Origin of the sequence: Actinoplanes sp. TBRC 11911, assembly GCF_012933445.1 — a bacterium.
Lineage (GTDB): Bacteria > Actinomycetota > Actinomycetes > Mycobacteriales > Micromonosporaceae > Actinoplanes.
Genome location: NZ_JABBNC010000016.1, coordinates 79,341 through 94,946, shown reverse-complemented (window position 1 = coordinate 94,946; position 15,606 = coordinate 79,341). Strand labels below are relative to the sequence as shown.

Sequence of the window (15,606 nt, the reverse complement as noted above, 5' to 3'; positions counted from 1 at the left end):
AGGTGGCGGGGCACCTCGTGATGGGTCACCGTGGTCTCGCGGTCGTTTTCGGCGCCCGCTTCAGCGGCCGCGGGCGCTGTGGCGTGCCACCCGTGCCCGGTTGCCGCACGCCGGGCTGCACCACTGCTGGGTCTTGCGTAACGCCGAGAAGAAGAGCACGCAACTGGGCGCCGGGCAGCGCCGCAGCAGCTCGCGGCGCGGCGAGGTGAGTAAGCGGACCGCCGACGCGCAGACCTGGGACAGCACCTTGTCGATCGTGGGGGTGTCGTCGGGCCAGACGAGGTGCGGCCCGGCGGCCGGCCACGCGACCGTCGTGTCGTCGAGCCGGCCGGCCAGCTTGGTGACCAGGTCGAGCGAACCGGGCGGCGGTGACGTCTGGTCGACCAACGCGTCCAGCAGGTCGCGCACGGCCGCACGGACGCGCAGCGCGACGTCGACATCCTCATCGCCGATGCTGATCTGCTCGCCGGAGGACATGCCGAGCCGGAACCGGTACGCGTCGACCCAGTCCGCCAACCCCTCCTGCGTCTCGATCTCGTCGAGCAGGACGCCGGATTCGAAGTGCCATGAACTTGTGAATTCCACCGCCAACGGTTCATTGGGGCGTATTTCTAGAGTGTTCCGGTCGTGTGTGGTGATTTGCATTGCTGACTTCCCAGCCTGGCTGGTGCCGAACATCACCAGGAGTTTACGCGTTGGACACGCCGCGAGCGGTGTGCGCAAGCCCACCCGGCCCACCCGACCTGCGCAAAAGCGGTCTGCCGCGGTGCGAGCGGCCCGGCGCGACACGTCCTAATGGTAAAACCGTTAGCCATGACCCAAAGCGTGATCGGCCGCCACCGGTGGGCCACCCAGGCCCCGCCGCGGCCGAAGCCGTCGACCGTGCTGATCGCGACGGCGACCAGCGTCGCCGCCCTGGTGGTGCTGGTGGCGGTCGGCAAGGCCACCGGCGAGACGCTGCTGATCCCACCACTGGCGGCGAGCATGGCACTCGTCGTCGGCGCCAGTGGCCTGCCGCTGGGGCAGCCCCGCAACGTGATCGGCGGCCAGCTCGTCTCGGCCGCGACCGGCTTCGTGGTGCTGGCCGTGCTGGGGCAGAACGACTGGTCCGCGGCGATCGCCGGCGGGCTCGCGCTGGGCGCCATGTTGCTGCTGCGGGTGCCGCACTCGCCCGCCGCCGCGACCGCGGTGATCGTCGCCGCCACCTCGCCGAAGGTCGTGTCGTTCCTGCTCCTGCTCGCGGCGGCGACGGTGATCCTGGTGCTCGTCGGCCTGGTCGGCAACCGGATCAACAACCAGCGGTACCCGATCTACTGGTGGTGATCAAGGGCATTTTCTAGATTGTTTCCGGTCGACGGCAACCCGTGAGCCGTGGATCGCATGTACCCGGATGTCAGCGAGACACTCATCATCCGGGGGAACTTGAAATGTCCGCACGTCACCGCCGTCTGTTACCCGTCGTCGCCGTCCTGTTCGGACTCGCCGCCTGCACGTCCGCGCCGTCCGCCGCTCCGACCGCTTTGCCTGCCGTGTCCGCTTCGTCCGCCGCGTCCCCATCGCCGGCAACTGTTCCGCCCTCGTCGACTCCGACGGCGAGCGCCACGAAAGACCGCGCTCCGGCCACTAAGGACGTTGCGGCAACGACCTCGGCCGGAAAATGCCCCTCGGCCAAGGCTCTGGAGAAATTGTCGAACCTGCCGAAGGGCTGGCACTACGTCCCGTCGAGCGTGGAGTGCTGGAAGGGCTGGGCGACCGCCGACCCGGAGGGCCCGACCGTCGGCGACGGCTTCGATCTGTTCCGGTACCAGGCCGGCAAGGGCTGGCGCTACCACAGCCAGGGCAGCGGGTACCACTGCAAGGATCTCGGCATCGACGAGCCCGCACCCTTCTGCTCGTGATGGTCGATATCGATTACGGTGTGCGGCATAGTCGGCCAACGCGAGGAATTTCGGCGCACGGGGAGCGCGAGCGGGACATGCCGGACTCCATAGACGACCTTTTCTGCGAGTTTGTTCGAACCCGGTCGGCCGCGTTGCTGCGGACCGCGTTCCTGCTGACCGGCGACCGGTACCTCGCCGAGGACCTGGTGCAGGACGCGCTGGCCCGCACCCATCGAGGCCGGCATCGGCTGGACGATCCGGGACACTTCGAGGCGTACACCAGGACGGCCATGTATCACCAGCATGTGAGCTGGTGGCGCCGCCGCCGGGTGGTCGAGTCGATGCCGGGCGAACTGTCCGACGTGCCGCAGCCCGGCAGCGACCACGCCCGCCGTACCGAACTCAAGCTCGCCCTGCACGAGGCGTTGGCCAAGCTCACCCGCCGGCAACGCGCCGTGCTGGTGTTGCGGTTCTTCGAGGATCGCAGCGAGGCCGAGGCCGCCGAGCTGCTGCAATGCTCGGTCGGCACGATCAAGAGCCAGACCAGCAAGGCGCTGGCGCGCATGCGGGAGCTGGCGCCTGGCCTGCTCTCCGGCGTGATGGAGGAAGCCTGATGAACGACAACCTCGATCCGCTGCGTCAGGCCATGTCCGATCTGGCCGAGCACGGCGGCAGCACCGACATGTACGAGCGGTCCCTGAACAAGTCACGGCAGACGCAACGACGCGCCCGCCTGGCCACGGGCGCCGCGGCCGCGGCGGTGGTGTTCGCCATCGGCGGCGTGGCGGCCGTCGCCGGCGCCAACCGCCCGCACCCGTCAACCGCGGTGGCGACGCAACCGCCGGCACCGAGCGTCGCCGTGACGTCGCCGGCCCCCAGCGTCGCCCCGACCTCGCCGACACCGAGCACGAAACCGCCGTCGTCGGCGCCACCCTCGTCCACCAAGGCCACCGGCCGATATCCCGACTGCCCGTCGGCGAAGACCTTGGAAAAGCTCGCCGACCTGCCGGACGGCTGGAGTTTCCCCTCGTCAAGCATCGAGTGCTGGCGAACCTGGGCCACTGCCGCTCCGATGCGCCCAGGCGTCGGCGACGGCATCTACCTGTTCCACTACAAGGCCAGCACCGGCTGGCAATACCACAGCCAGGGCAGTGCCTACGACTGCAAAGACCTGGGCATCACCACCGGCAACCCACCGTTCTGCTCCATGGAAAAGTAACGGCGGAACAGCACCGCGGCCCGACGTCGGACACGCCGGGTCGCGGTGCTGAGGCGGAATGCTCTAGAAAACGTTGACGAACTTGACCGAGGATGTCGCCGCGGCGGTGGTCTTGTCACCGGCGAAACGCCAGCGCCAGCGCCCGTCCTTGTTCGCCGCTACGGTGGCCGAAAGCTTGCCACCCGCTGCCTTCACCGTGGTGACCGTGGTGAATGCGTTGGTGCCTTCCTTGCTGAACTGAAGCTGAGCCGACGCTCCGTCGTATCCCTTGAACAGGCTGGTGCCCAAATCGGCCCGCTTGCGCGTCCCGGTGAAGGTGACATTGTTGCCTTTGCGCACCTACGTCTTGGAAGCGTCGGCCGTCGTCCGCGCCGCGCGCAGCACATTCACCGTGGCAAACCGGTGATCCTCGGTGGGACGGGCACTGCCGCGTGTCACCGACCGGGGCGCGGCAAGCCGGCGCCCGCCGCCCTACGGGTGCCACAGTGTGGGATCTGTGTCCGTTGTACGGGACTGGCTCCCACATCGTGGCAGCGGGTCCGCAATGTGAGATTCGCGTCCACAGTAGAGTGAGTTTTCTCCGCTTTCGCACCCTTTTTTCGGCCGCCTTCCTCGAGGTTTCGTAGACCTTGGAGAGTTCGGGCTCGCATATGGGCGTAACTCTCCAAGGTCTCGAGAACGCCCAGTATGTGGCCGGGATCGCCGCATTGTGAGATGGACGGACGAGGCACGCGTTAACCTGGCCCCAGGCCGGCGAGTTGCCCGCCACCGGCGACTTCTTCAGCTTCGTAGGCATGTGCGGCTCGTTGGTCACCTCGAGGGGTAGGTCAGGCCGACCAAAGTGACCGATCCCCGCCGCCGCGATTCCGGTGCGCGGCTACCAGGTCCGTGCCCAGTCGGGCGGGGGCTGCACGATGAGGTCAGGCGCGCCAGCGATGGGCTCCAAGGCGTGGCGAACGGTCAGCCCGTCGGCGTCGGCATCGGTTTCGACACGGCCGTAGCTGCCGTCCTCAGCGACCAGGAACCAATAGTCCGGAGCCGGGCTTCCGTCGTCGACCAAGGCTCGGCATCCCGCGACGCGGCACAGGGATCGGGCGAGTTCCAGCTCGTTCTGCCCGGTCAACTCGGCGAGGCGGTCACCGGCGCTGAGCTCGTGTCCGAACTGCCCGCCCGCGGGGACGACGAGCGCGACCGGATCGGGGCCGGGGTGGCCGGCAAGGTTCTCGTACGGCCCTACGTAAACCAACGACGGCGCGATGCCGTAGACGGTCTGTAGCGCCTCGCGAACGGCGTCGGCCGAGGTGGCGCTGTCGAAGTAGATCCCGTAGTTCATGCCTCACCCCTGTACGTCCGATGGTGCGCGAAGACCGCGAGGGCCGCCGCCCAATGCGACTCGCTCACGCTCGGGTCTCGGAGCAGCGTTTCGCGCGCGGCGGCGACGTCGCCCGAAGAGCCGATCAACTGCTGCAGAACCTTGTATTCGGGCCGCGACATCTGCACGAAGCCGGGCCCGGAGATCGGGAAGACGGTGCCGTTTCCCTCCACCCCGTACGACCTGCCGTTGACCTCGTAAAAGTTGCGCTCCGGCTGCCACGTTGCCCGGCCGGCGGCGATATCGTCCAGATCCTTGGCCACATCCGTTCCGGGGAGCACGACGGTGTTCTTCTGCTTCGGCGGGTTGCTGGGCCGGATGCTGTTCAGATTGTGCCGCGTGTTGGGTGGCCGGAGCGGGATCTTCGCGGCCGGGCCCACCGGCTGCGGTGTGACCGAGGAGCGCGCGGCTTGGGACTGGCGTCCCCCGGACGCCGCGTCCGCGATTTTTTCCTGCCACTGAGCGATGGTCTCCGGGCCGCGGGAGTCATCACCGCCCGGTCTCGGATGCGGTGCGCTAGGCGGGGGCGGATCTTCGGGTGGCTTCCTTCGTCTGGGCATGCTGATACGCAGGGTATCGGCATCCGTCAATGGAAATGGCACGGTCGAGTTGGCGTGCCTCGCCGGGCGGGCGCACAATCGCCAGCGCGGCGCCGGCGGCGATGAACGCCCCGCGCATGACCAACGCCGCCACGATGCCGGCTGGCCTTCATCGTCCGCTGAACCCCGCATTGGTCGCGTAGGAGAAGTCGTCGGCCCTAACCGGGCGGTTGCTTTGGCCGTGCGGGATCTCTTCCGCCCGGCGGCTGCGTATGGCCTTGGCGGGACGCCTGGCCGGGGTGCGGCCGCCGGGGCGGTCTTGGTGTGGTTGGGGGCGGGGGCGCGGCGTACCTCTTATTCGGGCGCTCGATGAAGTCCTGGCTGGACCGCCCCGTTCAGCGGGGTTCGGGACTCCTCGTGCCGGCCGTGTTCCTCGAGCGCGGCATGGCGGCCCGTTTCCTCCGCCAAGGCGGCGATTGTCGCCTGTGACGGGACCTGGACCGGCTGAGGCGGGACCTCCGCCGGGGGAGTCGCCGCGGCTGCGTCGTCTGCTGCGCGGGCCGACAAGCCGGACTGCGTGCGCAGCGGGACCTGGGGCAGGAACAGGAAGATGATGAAGGCCAGGACCATCAGGGCGCCGGCGACCAGGAAGATCATGTCCATCGAGTCGGAGAAGCCGACCTTGAACGGGCGGGCCAGGACCGCGGTGACGTGGCTGAGGAACGACGTGTCGTTCAGGGCGCTGGAGTTCAAGCTGCCGCCGCCGCGGATCGCGTTGACGATGGGGGCGTTGGCGGGGTCGCGGGCGATCGTGGGGTCGGCCAAGGCGCGCTGGAAGCCCGGTCCGGCGTTCTCGAACGCGTCGCGGATCTTGCCGCCGACCGTGGAGAACAGCAGCGACAGGAATAACGCGGTGCCGGCGGTGGCGCCCATCTGGCGGAAGAAGGTGGCCGACGCGGTGGCGACGCCGATCTCGCGGGGCGACATCGCGTTCTGCACGGCCAGGGTGATCGGCTGCAGGACGAAACCGATGCCGAGGCCCACCACCGCCATGTAGATGCCGGTGACCCAGAACGCCGTGTCCACACCCACGTAGTGCAGCAGGAACAGGCCGACGGCCATGAGCAGTGCCCCGAGGACCGGATAGACCTTGTACCGGCCGGTGCGGCTGATCAGCTGGCCGGAGATCACCGAGCCGACCATCAGGCCGCCGGTCAGCGGCAGCAGCAGCAGGCCGGATTCGGTGGGCGAGGCGCCGCGCACGATCTGCAGGTAGAGCGGCAGCACCGCGAGCCCGCCGAACATGCCCATGCCGACGATGAAGCCGCCGATCGCGGTGAGGCTGAACGTGCCGTTGCGGAAGAACCGCAGCGGGATCAACGCGTCCTCACGCATCAGCCACTCGACCACGATGAACAGGATCAGGCCGACGACGCCGATCGCGATGCAGATCAGCGAGCGGGTGGAGGCCCAGCCCCAGACACGTCCCTGCTCGGCCACGGTCAGCAACGGCACCAGCGTGACGCAGACGGCGACGGCACCCCACCAGTCGATGCGGTGTTTGCGCGGCTTCTGGTCGATCCGCAGCACCTTCGCGACGACGATCAGTGCCACGATGCCGATCGGCACGTTGACCAGGAAGACCCAGCGCCAGCCGGTGATGCCGAGGATGCTGTCGGCGCCGGCGAAGAAGCCGCCGATCACCGGGCCCAGTACGCTCGCGGTGCCGAACACGGCGAGGAAGTAGCCCTGGTAGCGGGCTCGTTCGCGGGGCGGCACGATGTCCCCGATGATGGCGAGCGCCAGCGAGAACAGGCCGCCCGCGCCGAGGCCCTGGAAGGCGCGGAAGCCGGCCAGCTCGTACATCGAGGTCGCGAACGAGGACGCCGCCGACCCGATGACGAACAAAGTGATCGCGAGCAGGAAGAACTTCTTCCGGCCGTAGATGTCGGAAAGCTTGCCGTAGAGCGGCGTCGCGATCGTCGACGTGATCAGGTACGCGGTGGTGACCCACGCCTGGGCGCTGAGCCCGTGCAGGTCGTCACCGATGGTGCGGATGGCGGACGCGACGATCGTCTGGTCCAGCGCCGCGAGGAACAGGCCGAGCAGCAAAGCGCCGAGAACCTGAAGGATCTGGCGATGGCTGAGTTGGACGCCCGACCCGGACGCGGTGGTAGTGGTCATGCAAACCCCCTGATCCAGGACCGGCACTACTTATCCAGCATTGCCGCGCCCAAGCCGATCCGGGAGGCAGCCCACCTGCGAGAACAATCACTTCCCAACGGGAAAAAAGCGGCTGAGTGGTGTCGATCACTACCGGAGACGGAGGCCCCGTCCGACCGCTACAGTCTCACGGTCTAATTAGGTAAGGCTAAGCTGAGGTTGCGCGTGGGACGGCGATTCGTGCTGGTGGGTGGGGTCGCCCTGCTCTTGCTTCTCGTCCTGACCAGCCTCGCGGTCGGCAGCAACCCGATCAGCCCGCTCAAGGTCGGGCACGCTCTCCTATCACCGGACGGCGGCGAGACGGCCTCCATCGTCTGGGATCTCCGAGTTCCCCGTACGCTGCTGGGCCTCACCGTGGGTGCCGCATTGGCCACCGCGGGTGTTCTGCTGCAGGCACTCACCCGCAATCCGCTCGCCGAACCGCGGATCCTCGGCATCAGCGCCGGCGCGTCCCTGGGCGTGGTCATCGCGATCACCCTGTTCAGCATCGGCAGCCTGGCCGGCTACGTCTGGTTCGGCATCGCCGGCGCGCTCGTCGCGGGCCTGCTCGTCACCGGGATCGCGGCCCGCACCGCCCAGGGGTCATCGCCGGTGACGCTGGCGCTGGTCGGGGCGGCGCTGGACGCCAGCTTCGGCGCGATCACCGCCGGGATCCTCAGCACGAACACCCGCACGTTCGACGAGTTCCGCTTCTGGGTGGTCGGCGGCCTCAACGGACGGGACGCGAGCGTCGCCGCCCAGGTCCTTCCGTTCCTGGTGGGCGGCCTGTTGCTCGCCGCGGTGGTGGCCCGGGGCCTGGACGCGCTGGCGCTGGGCGACGACGTGGCCCGCGGCCTGGGCACCCGGGTCGGCCTGGTCCGCATCGGAGCGGGCGCCGCCGCGGTCCTGCTCACCGGCGCGGGGGTGGCCGCGGCCGGCCCGATCGCGTTCGTCGGCCTGGCCGTTCCGCACCTGGCCCGCGCCCTGGTCGGCACCGATCAACGCTGGATCCTCGCCGTCTCGGCCCTGCTCGGCCCGGTCCTGCTGCTCGCCGCCGACGTGATCGGCCGGGTGGTGGCGCTGCCCGGCGAGGTCTCGGCCGGCATCATCACCGCCCTGGTCGGGGCGCCGGTGCTGGCATTGCTGGTCACTCGAGCCAAGGTGGTCGCCGCATGACGGTTCTCGCGCTGGGCCGGGCCTCTTTCGTGGTACGCCGCCGGTCGCTCGCCGTCTCGGTGAGCATCCTGCTGGTCCTGGCCGTCGTGTTCGTCTTCGCGCTCTGCCTCGGCAAGCCCTATGTGGCCCCCGGCGACGTGCTCCGCTCGTTGCTGGGACAGAGCACGCCGTACGACGTGGTGGTCCAACGCCTGCGCCTGCCGCGCGTCGTGCTGGCCGTGGTGGTGGGTGCCTGCTTCGGCATCGCCGGCGCGCTGATCCAGAGCGTCGCCCGCAACCCGCTGGCCAGCCCGGACGTCGTCGGCATCACGCAGGGTGCCGGACTCGCCGCCACGATCGCGCTGACCAGCGGCGCGGCGGCCGTCGTGATCGCACCAGCGGCCCTGGCCGGCGGTCTGGCGGCGGCCGCCCTGGTGCTGCTCCTCGGAGCCCGGCACGGCCTCGCGGCGCAACGCTTCGTGCTCGCCGGCGTCGCGGTCGCGATCGCCCTGCGGTCCCTCACCGAGATCGTGCAGCTCACCGCCGAGGCGATCGACGCGCAGCGAGCACAGATCTGGCTGGTCGGCACGCTGGCCGGCCGGGGCTGGACCGAGACGATCTGGATCCTGGTCACGCTGGTGGTGCTGCTTCCCGTACTGGTGTGGGCGGGATGGGCGTTGCACACCAGTTCGTTCGACGACGACACCGCGCGGGGCCTCGGCGTACGGCCGGTGGCCCGTCGTGCCGGACTCGCTCTCGTCGGCGTGCTGCTGGCCGCGATGGTGACCGCCCAGGTCGGCGCCGTGGACTTCGTCGCCCTGGTCGCCCCGCAGGTGGCGCGTCGCCTGGTCCGCGCCGACCGCCCGCCGCTGGTGGCCGCCGCGCTCACCGGTTCGCTGCTGGTGGTGCTCGCCGACCTCGCCGGACGCCTGCTGTTCGCGCCGACCCAGCTGCCGGCCGGCGTGATCACCGCCGCGATCGGCGGTCCCTACCTGCTGTTCCTGCTGCTGGTCCGGAGGAAGTCGTGAAGCTGACCGCGCAAGACCTGGCCGCCGGCTACGGCACCCGGTCGGTCTTCGAATCCCTCGGTGTGGAACTGCCGTCCGGCGCGTTCACGGTCATCGTCGGCCCGAACGCCTGCGGAAAATCCACCCTCTTGCGTACGCTTGCGCGCCTGCTCCCGGCCCGCCACGGCACCGTGCTGCTGGACGGCACGGACATCCACGCACTGCCCACCCGGGAGGTGGCCCGCCGCCTCGGGGTGTTGCCGCAGAGCCCGCTCGTGCCCGAGGGCGTCACCGTGCGCGACCTGGTCGGGCGTGGCCGCCAGCCGCATCAGAGCTGGTGGCGGCAGTGGTCGCCGGAGGACGCGGTCGCGGTCGGCGAGGCGATGTCGCAGGCCGGCGTCGCGGACCTGGCCGACCGCGCGGTCGATCAGCTCTCCGGCGGCCAGCGGCAGCGGGTCTGGATCGCGATGACCCTGGCCCAGCAGACCGAGGCGCTGCTGCTCGACGAACCCACCACCTTCCTCGACCTGGCCCACCAGGTCGAGGTGCTCAATCTGCTGCACAAGATGCGCACCGACGGGCGGACCGTCGTCGCCGTGCTGCACGACCTGAACCAGGCCGCCCGCTACGCCGACCACCTGGTCGCCATGCGCGACGGCGAGGTGGTGGCCGCGGGAGCACCCCGCGAGATCGTCACCGCCGACCTGGTTCGTGACGTGTTCGGGCTCGACTGCGTCGTCGTGCCCTGTCCCGTCAGCGGTGCCCCGCTCGTGGTGCCCGCGTAATGGAAAGGATCCACCCCTTGCGCCGTGCCGCAGTTCTTCTCGCAAGTCTTCTGGCGGGGGCCACGCTGGCCGCCTGTTCCAGTGACCCGGTCGCCTCGACGTCCACCGGCGAGACCCAGCAGATCACCCACGCGATGGGCACCACGACGGTGCCGCTGCACCCCAAGCGCGTCGTCGTCCTGGACAGCGACAAGATCGACACCGCGGTGAGCCTCGGCATCACGCCGATCGGGGCGACGCAGCCGCCGGACATCACCGACTGGCCCTCCTACCTGGGCGCCGACCTGTCCGGCATGAAGAGCGTCGGCCAGATCGCCGAGCCGGACCTGGAGGCGATCGCCGCGCTCAAGCCGGACCTGATCCTGGGCAGCAAGTTCCGCCAGGAGAAGTTCTACGACGAGCTGTCGGCCATCGCGCCCACCGTCTTCACCGAGAAGGTCGGCATCACCTGGAAGGAGAACTTCCTCCTCGACGGCAAGGCGCTCGGCCAGGAGCAGAAGGCCAAGGACCTGCTGGCTTCGTACGAGACGCGGGCCAAGGACCTGGGCACCAAGATCCCGGACGCGGCGAACGTGAAGGTCTCGATCGTCCGGTTCATGCCGACCGGGGACATTCGCGTGTACGGGCCGGACGGCTTCTCCGGCATCGTCATCGGCGACGTCGGGCTGGGCCGTCCCGATCGGCAGAAGCTCGCGGACAAGTCGGACAAGCGGTTCGACAAGGTGAGCCCGGAACGGATCGCCGACCTGGACGGCGACATCATGTTCGTGACCGCGCTGGGGCCGACGTCGCTGAACCAGCAGAAGAAGGTCACCGACGGCGCACTGTGGAAGGACCTGTCCGCGGTGAAGGCCGGCAAGGCGTACGACGTGCCGGCCGAGGTGTGGATGACGGGCATCGGTGTGACCGCCGCCAACAAGATCCTGGACGACGTCCAGAAGTACCTGCTGACGGCCTGAGCCGGCGGGCCCCGCGGCGTCCCCCTCGGACCGCCGCGGGGCCCTGTCTTGTTTAGAGACCGAGCAGGTCTGCCAGAAGTTTCGCGAGGGCGTAGGCGGCGCCGATGACGGCCAGTACGACCAGCGTCTTGACGATGTAGGCGAACAGTTTGATCGCGATGCGGATGCCGACGATCAGGGCGAGCGCGCTGCCGAGCGAGTACACCATCAGCTGGATCTGCGAGCTGTTCTCCGGAAGGGCCATCTAGTGCCTCCTGCTGCAAACTTCAGGAAACTTCGATGAATGACTTCAGGTTAGCTACAGTCACAGTGAAGTTTTGATTCAGTCACGTTCACGTGCATCATCTGCCCTGTTGCGGAAACGCGCTGGCCCGCGCGGATGGCATGTCTTAAACTTCATCGGCACTCGCATGAAGTTCAGTGAAGGATGCCGCCATGCAGCCGTTCGACGATGTCCGCCTCGCGCGGCGTCTACGCGCGCTGCGTCTCCAACAGTGGCCGGGGGTGAAGGTCACCCAGCAGCAGATCGCCGAGGCGCTGGGCGGCGACAGCCCGCTGAGCCTGTCGCTGATCTCGTCGTGGGAGTCCACGCGCCGGCCGGTCCCGCCGCCCGCCAGCCGCCTCTCCGGCTATGCGACGTTCTTCGCCACCCCGCGATCGGTCGAGTCCACCCCGGCGCGACTGCTGGGCGAGCGCGAGCTCACCGAGGAGGAGCAGGGACTTCGCGAGGCCCTGTACGCCGAGCTGCTGAGTCTCCGCTTCCCCGACGAACCGCAGTATGTGGACGATCCGGTGGTCGCGCCCCGCCCGGTGACCATCGCCGGTCCGGTCGACACGATCGGCGGCGGCACGTGGTTCTTCGCCGACCAGCGCCCGATCATCATCGTGGCCGGTCTGCTGCCGAGGCGCCTGCGTCAGCAGATGCCGTTCACCGATCCGCGCGACCCCGACTACGTGAAGTCATACACGCTGGCCGACCTCGACGCGCTGCTCGAGCTGCACGGTCACATCCGCGCGGTGAACCCGGCGGCCGACGTCCGGATCAGTCAGCCCAACGAGATGGGCGAGGACGACTTCACCTCCCATCTCGTGCTGATCGGCGGCGTCGACTTCAATCCGGTCAACCAGGACATATCACGGCGTCTCAAGCTTCCCGTACGCCAACAGATGCGCCCGAGCGACGAAGATGCCGGATTCTTCTCGACTGAGGACGGCCAGCGCTTCGAGCCCGTGCGTGAGCTGGACGGCAGTCTCGTGGAGGACGTCGCGCACTTCTTTCGGGGGAGAAACCCCTACAATGCTCGGCGCACCGTGACACTCTGTAATGGGATGTACGGCCGCGGAACCTACGGCGCCGTTCGCGCGTTGACCGACGCAAAGTTTCGTGACCGCAACGAAGACTACGTCAAGCAGCGCTTCCGGGAGCGTCAGTCGTTCAGTCTCCTGATGCGCGTGCTGATCAACCCGAACGGAGCCGTGTTGACCCCCGACTGGACGCAGGCCGACCAGCGTCTGCACGAGTGGCCGGTAAACGGTGACTGAGGCGTGAGCCAGGCCTTGCACCGTTCCTCCCACCGACGTCTGATCGAGCCGTCAACCGCGGGTGCCGACCGCGCATCCGTGGACGCCATCATCGTGCCCAGCGCGCGCCGGGCCGCGTCGCTCAAGGAAGCCGGCCGACTGGCCGAAGAGCTGGATGCCGTGCTGCTCGTGTTGTGCAGCCGGCACTCGGACGCGGCGTCGGTCGTGCGGGCCCTGTCGGAACGCCCGAAACTGCGGTTCACCGCGGTGGACTTCCCGGCGGCCGGGGTGCCGCGGCTGCCGGTGCTGGACACGTCGACGGTGCTCGGCGAGTCCCGCCTGAAACGCCGCACCGACACCAGCGCCAAACGTAACCTCGGGCTGGTGCTGGCCCGGGTGGCCGGCTGGAAACGCGTGGTCTTCCTGGACGACGACATCACCGTGCCGGAGGCGACCGACCTGGAACGCGCGGCCGCGTTGCTCGGCACCCGCGACGGCGTCGGCCTGCACATCGGCGGCTTCCCGGACAACTCGGTGGTCTGCCACGCCAACCGGGAGACCGGCGCGAAGCAGGACACGTTCATCGGCGGCGGGGCGCTGGCGGTCCCGGCCGACCGGATCGACTCGTTCTTCCCGGAGATCTACAACGAGGACTGGTTCTTCCTGCTTGGCGAGACCATGCTGCGGCCGGTCGGCCAGGTGGGCGTGGCGCGCCAGCGCGAGTACGACCCGTTCGCCAGCCCCGACCGGGCCCGCAGCGAGGAGTTCGGCGACGTGCTGGCCGAGGGTTTGTTCGCCCTCTTCGACGACGGCGGCAAAATCGGCGACGCGGACTGGGCGTACTGGAAGAAGTTCTTGGAGGCGCGGCGCGCGTTCATCGACGAGATCCAGTCCCGCATCGAGAACCGCGAAGACTCGATCTCGTTGCGGGACAAGCACATCCTGGAGTCGCTGAACGCGTCGAAGGGCCGGTTGGGCTACATCCAGCCGGTCCACTGTGTCCGGTACATCGAGGCGTGGCAGCGCGATCGGGTGCGCTGGCGGGCCTTCATGAACGGCATCCGGCCGATGCGCCCGGGCGCCCCGGGGGAGACCCCGATCGACGTGGCGGCGCGGCGCTTCGGGCTGGTCCCGCTGGGGCGGCCACTCGAACTAGCGCCGGCCTGAGCGGAAATGCACCCCGCAAACACGGAACCCCGGACCTGCAGGATGCGGAATCTAAGGCTGCAAGATACGGAATCTAAGCCTGCAGAATACGGAAAATTTTACCTGCAGATGCGGAACACGATAGCCTGACGGTCGTGGACGGATCTCTTACCGGCATAGCTCCACGGCAGCTCACGGCGGTGTTGGAACGCCGACTGGCCGAGGAGCCGGCGGTCGTTCTCAACGGTCCTCGTACCGTGGGCAAAAGCACTCTTCTCCATGCCCTCGCCGACCGGCTCGGACGCCCCGTCATCGACTGCGACGATCCCGCCACCCGAGCCGCAGTTCGTGCGGATCCGGGGCGATTCGTCAGTGGATCCGGCCCGGTCCTGATCGACGAGTATCAGCATGTGCCGGATCTGCTCAGCGCGATCAAGGCCGAGCTGAACCGAGACCTCAGCCCAGGACGGTTCGTCCTGGCCGGATCGACGCAGTACCGGACTCTTCCCGAGGCAGGGCAGGCGTTGACCGGCCGGGTCGACATCCTGGACGTATTGCCTTTGACGCAGGCGGAGATCGACGGGGCAACCGGTGACTTCTTGGTCGGCAGGCTGCTCGACGGCGCCGATGTGTCACTCAGCACCGGGCCGTCCACGACGACGCGTGCGGAGTACGCCCGACGGATTACTTCCGGTGGGATGCCTGTCGTGCTGCGACGGCCTCCCGGGCGCTCTCGATCACGTTGGTTCGCAAACTACCTTGATCTTGTTATTGAGCGTGACGTGCTGGAGCTGAGCCGGGTGCGTCAGCGAGAGATGCTGCCGCGGCTCCTCCGCGTTCTCGCTGCTCGATCCGGCCAGATACTGAATATCGCAAGCACGGCCTCGGCTGTGGGGATGGAGAAGACCAGCACCGAGAACTACTTGAAGCTCCTCGAGGCGGTCTTCCTCGTTCTGCGAGTGCCCGCCTGGGGAACGACACTGGGCTCCCGGGTCGCCCGTCAGCCGAAGGTCCATGTAGTCGACTCAGGCGTGATGGCGTGGCTTCTCGGCCTCACGCCGGAGAAGATCGCGACGAATGATCCGGCAGCGTTGACAGAGTACGGCCATCTGGTGGAGACGTTCGCCGTCGGCGAGATTCTCCGGCAGGTGACATGGTCGGACGCGCCGATCGCGGTCGGCCACTTCCGCACGTCGGACGCCCAGGAGGTCGATCTGGTGCTGGAACGCGACGACGGGATGGTCCATGCCTTCGAGATCAAAGCCGGCACCCGCGTTGACCAGTCCGACCTCGCGGGCATCAGAGCGCTCCGTGCCCGCCTCGGTGACCGTCTCGCCACGGCAATTGTGTTCTACACCGGCACTTTGACGTTCCGATTCGACGACGGCACGTTGGTGCTTCCCTTGGACACGCTCTGGTCGGAGACGTGGTAGGCAGTGCGGTAGGAGGGATTCGAACCCCCTCAGCGCTTGCACCTGCTTTACAGGCAGGTCCGACTCTCCAAACGTCGGCGCTACCGCTTGGTACGTCTTGCGACGCGTGCCCGGCGAGGGATTCGAACCCCCAACCCTCCGACCCTGGATCGGATGCCTCTGCCAATTGGGCTAGCCGGGCTTGCGTACCCTCGGCGGGATTCGAACCCGCACCGGCGACGTCCTCAACGTCGTGCCTCTGCCGTTGGGCCACGAGGGTGCGAAGGCAACCCCGATGGCGGGCGGCGCGCTAAGCGCGATGACCGCCAAGCAGCGGAAGCTGGACCGTGCGTAGATAGGCATACATCTGGGGTTCAGCTCCTCTCGGCTGCCGACGTTGAAACACATG

17 protein-coding genes and 3 tRNA genes are annotated in these 15,606 nt (G+C 68.4%); 11 read left to right on the top strand and 9 right to left on the bottom strand.

The window, feature by feature from the left end; translation table 11 throughout:
* Window positions 1-60: 60 nt before the first annotated feature.
* Complete coding sequence (locus HH310_RS22245) at window positions 61-585, bottom strand: ABATE domain-containing protein (RefSeq protein WP_211192466.1); 525 nt, start codon at window positions 583-585, stop codon at window positions 61-63.
* 228 nt (window positions 586-813) lie between these two features.
* Here HH310_RS22245 and HH310_RS22240 point away from each other — a divergent pair, with 228 nt between their 5' ends.
* The 4 genes from HH310_RS22240 (at window position 814) to HH310_RS22225 (ending at window position 3,099) form a co-directional block, all read left to right on the top strand.
* On the top strand, window positions 814-1,323 hold the full coding sequence (locus tag HH310_RS22240) for an HPP family protein (RefSeq protein WP_211192465.1): 510 nt from the start codon (window positions 814-816) through the stop codon (window positions 1,321-1,323).
* Window positions 1,324-1,685: 362 nt separating this feature from the next.
* Complete coding sequence (locus tag HH310_RS22235) at window positions 1,686-1,898, top strand: hypothetical protein (protein WP_169177536.1); 213 nt, start codon at window positions 1,686-1,688, stop codon at window positions 1,896-1,898.
* Between the two features lie 77 nt (window positions 1,899-1,975).
* Window positions 1,976-2,494, top strand: a complete 519-nt coding sequence (locus tag HH310_RS22230) for a SigE family RNA polymerase sigma factor (RefSeq protein WP_169177535.1) — start codon at window positions 1,976-1,978, stop codon at window positions 2,492-2,494.
* Complete coding sequence (locus HH310_RS22225) at window positions 2,494-3,099, top strand: hypothetical protein (RefSeq protein WP_169177534.1); 606 nt, start codon at window positions 2,494-2,496, stop codon at window positions 3,097-3,099. The genes HH310_RS22230 and HH310_RS22225 overlap by 1 nt, the downstream gene beginning before the upstream one ends.
* A 63-nt stretch (window positions 3,100-3,162) precedes the next feature.
* Here HH310_RS22225 and HH310_RS22220 read toward each other — a convergent pair whose 3' ends face one another.
* The 4 genes from HH310_RS22220 to HH310_RS22205 all read right to left on the bottom strand — a co-directional run bounded on the left by HH310_RS22220 (window position 3,163) and on the right by HH310_RS22205 (window position 7,194).
* Window positions 3,163-3,438, bottom strand: coding sequence for a hypothetical protein (locus HH310_RS22220; RefSeq protein ID WP_169177533.1), 276 nt, complete (start codon window positions 3,436-3,438; stop codon window positions 3,163-3,165).
* A gap of 538 nt (window positions 3,439-3,976) precedes the next feature.
* Window positions 3,977-4,432, bottom strand: coding sequence for a hypothetical protein (locus tag HH310_RS22215; RefSeq protein ID WP_169177532.1), 456 nt, complete (start codon window positions 4,430-4,432; stop codon window positions 3,977-3,979).
* Complete coding sequence (locus tag HH310_RS22210; protein WP_169177531.1) at window positions 4,429-4,851, bottom strand: hypothetical protein; 423 nt, start codon at window positions 4,849-4,851, stop codon at window positions 4,429-4,431. The genes HH310_RS22215 and HH310_RS22210 overlap by 4 nt, the downstream gene beginning before the upstream one ends.
* A gap of 513 nt (window positions 4,852-5,364) precedes the next feature.
* Window positions 5,365-7,194, bottom strand: coding sequence for an MDR family MFS transporter (locus HH310_RS22205; RefSeq protein WP_169177530.1), 1,830 nt, complete (start codon window positions 7,192-7,194; stop codon window positions 5,365-5,367).
* A 204-nt stretch (window positions 7,195-7,398) separates the two neighbouring features.
* Between HH310_RS22205 and HH310_RS22200 the strand changes: the two genes are divergently transcribed.
* The 4 genes from HH310_RS22200 to HH310_RS22190 are packed head-to-tail and all read left to right on the top strand — an operon-like array spanning window position 7,399 to window position 11,118.
* Window positions 7,399-8,388, top strand: coding sequence for an iron ABC transporter permease (locus tag HH310_RS22200; protein ID WP_312034257.1), 990 nt, complete (start codon window positions 7,399-7,401; stop codon window positions 8,386-8,388).
* Entirely contained in the window at window positions 8,385-9,395 is a 1,011-nt protein-coding gene (locus tag HH310_RS44010) for an iron chelate uptake ABC transporter family permease subunit (protein WP_248294271.1), read from the top strand. Before HH310_RS22200 ends, HH310_RS44010 begins: the two co-directional genes overlap by 4 nt.
* Complete coding sequence (locus HH310_RS22195; protein WP_312034256.1) at window positions 9,392-10,159, top strand: ABC transporter ATP-binding protein; 768 nt, start codon at window positions 9,392-9,394, stop codon at window positions 10,157-10,159. Before HH310_RS44010 ends, HH310_RS22195 begins: the two co-directional genes overlap by 4 nt.
* A 17-nt stretch (window positions 10,160-10,176) precedes the next feature.
* Window positions 10,177-11,118: an ABC transporter substrate-binding protein gene (locus HH310_RS22190; RefSeq protein WP_169177528.1), complete on the top strand. Its 942-nt coding sequence runs from the start codon at window positions 10,177-10,179 to the stop codon at window positions 11,116-11,118.
* A gap of 52 nt (window positions 11,119-11,170) precedes the next feature.
* Here HH310_RS22190 and HH310_RS22185 read toward each other — a convergent pair whose 3' ends face one another.
* Window positions 11,171-11,362: a hypothetical protein gene (locus HH310_RS22185; RefSeq protein ID WP_169177527.1), complete on the bottom strand. Its 192-nt coding sequence runs from the start codon at window positions 11,360-11,362 to the stop codon at window positions 11,171-11,173.
* Window positions 11,363-11,553: 191 nt separating this feature from the next.
* On the opposite strand from HH310_RS22185, the gene HH310_RS22180 reads away from it, so the two are divergent.
* From HH310_RS22180 to HH310_RS22170, 3 genes are all read left to right on the top strand, one after another.
* On the top strand, window positions 11,554-12,660 hold the full coding sequence (locus HH310_RS22180) for a helix-turn-helix domain-containing protein (RefSeq protein ID WP_169177526.1): 1,107 nt from the start codon (window positions 11,554-11,556) through the stop codon (window positions 12,658-12,660).
* A gap of 78 nt (window positions 12,661-12,738) precedes the next feature.
* A complete protein-coding gene (locus HH310_RS22175; RefSeq protein WP_169177525.1) occupies window positions 12,739-13,806 on the top strand; it encodes a hypothetical protein in 1,068 nt (355 codons plus the stop codon).
* 134 nt (window positions 13,807-13,940) lie between these two features.
* Window positions 13,941-15,218, top strand: a complete 1,278-nt coding sequence (locus HH310_RS22170; protein WP_169177524.1) for an ATP-binding protein — start codon at window positions 13,941-13,943, stop codon at window positions 15,216-15,218.
* A gap of 4 nt (window positions 15,219-15,222) precedes the next feature.
* On the opposite strand, the gene HH310_RS22165 is transcribed toward HH310_RS22170, so the two are convergent.
* The 3 genes from HH310_RS22165 to HH310_RS22155 form a co-directional block, all read right to left on the bottom strand.
* Window positions 15,223-15,305: transfer RNA gene (locus HH310_RS22165), tRNA-Tyr, on the bottom strand.
* 20 nt (window positions 15,306-15,325) lie between these two features.
* Window positions 15,326-15,399: transfer RNA gene (locus HH310_RS22160), tRNA-Leu, on the bottom strand.
* A 5-nt stretch (window positions 15,400-15,404) separates the two neighbouring features.
* Window positions 15,405-15,477 (bottom strand) — tRNA-Leu (locus HH310_RS22155).
* Between the last annotated feature and the right edge of the window lie 129 nt (window positions 15,478-15,606).

Coding starts and splice junctions, on each gene's coding strand:
- HH310_RS22185 (WP_169177527.1), bottom strand. CDS start 11,362: ATGGCCCTTCCGGAGAACAGCTCGCAGATCCAGCTGATGGTGTACTCG.
- HH310_RS22215 (WP_169177532.1), bottom strand. CDS start 4,432: ATGAACTACGGGATCTACTTCGACAGCGCCACCTCGGCCGACGCCGTT.
- HH310_RS22240 (WP_211192465.1), top strand. CDS start 814: ATGACCCAAAGCGTGATCGGCCGCCACCGGTGGGCCACCCAGGCCCCG.
- HH310_RS22180 (WP_169177526.1), top strand. CDS start 11,554: ATGCAGCCGTTCGACGATGTCCGCCTCGCGCGGCGTCTACGCGCGCTG.
- HH310_RS44010 (WP_248294271.1), top strand. CDS start 8,385: ATGACGGTTCTCGCGCTGGGCCGGGCCTCTTTCGTGGTACGCCGCCGG.
- HH310_RS22230 (WP_169177535.1), top strand. CDS start 1,976: ATGCCGGACTCCATAGACGACCTTTTCTGCGAGTTTGTTCGAACCCGG.
- HH310_RS22205 (WP_169177530.1), bottom strand. CDS start 7,194: ATGACCACTACCACCGCGTCCGGGTCGGGCGTCCAACTCAGCCATCGC.
- HH310_RS22225 (WP_169177534.1), top strand. CDS start 2,494: ATGAACGACAACCTCGATCCGCTGCGTCAGGCCATGTCCGATCTGGCC.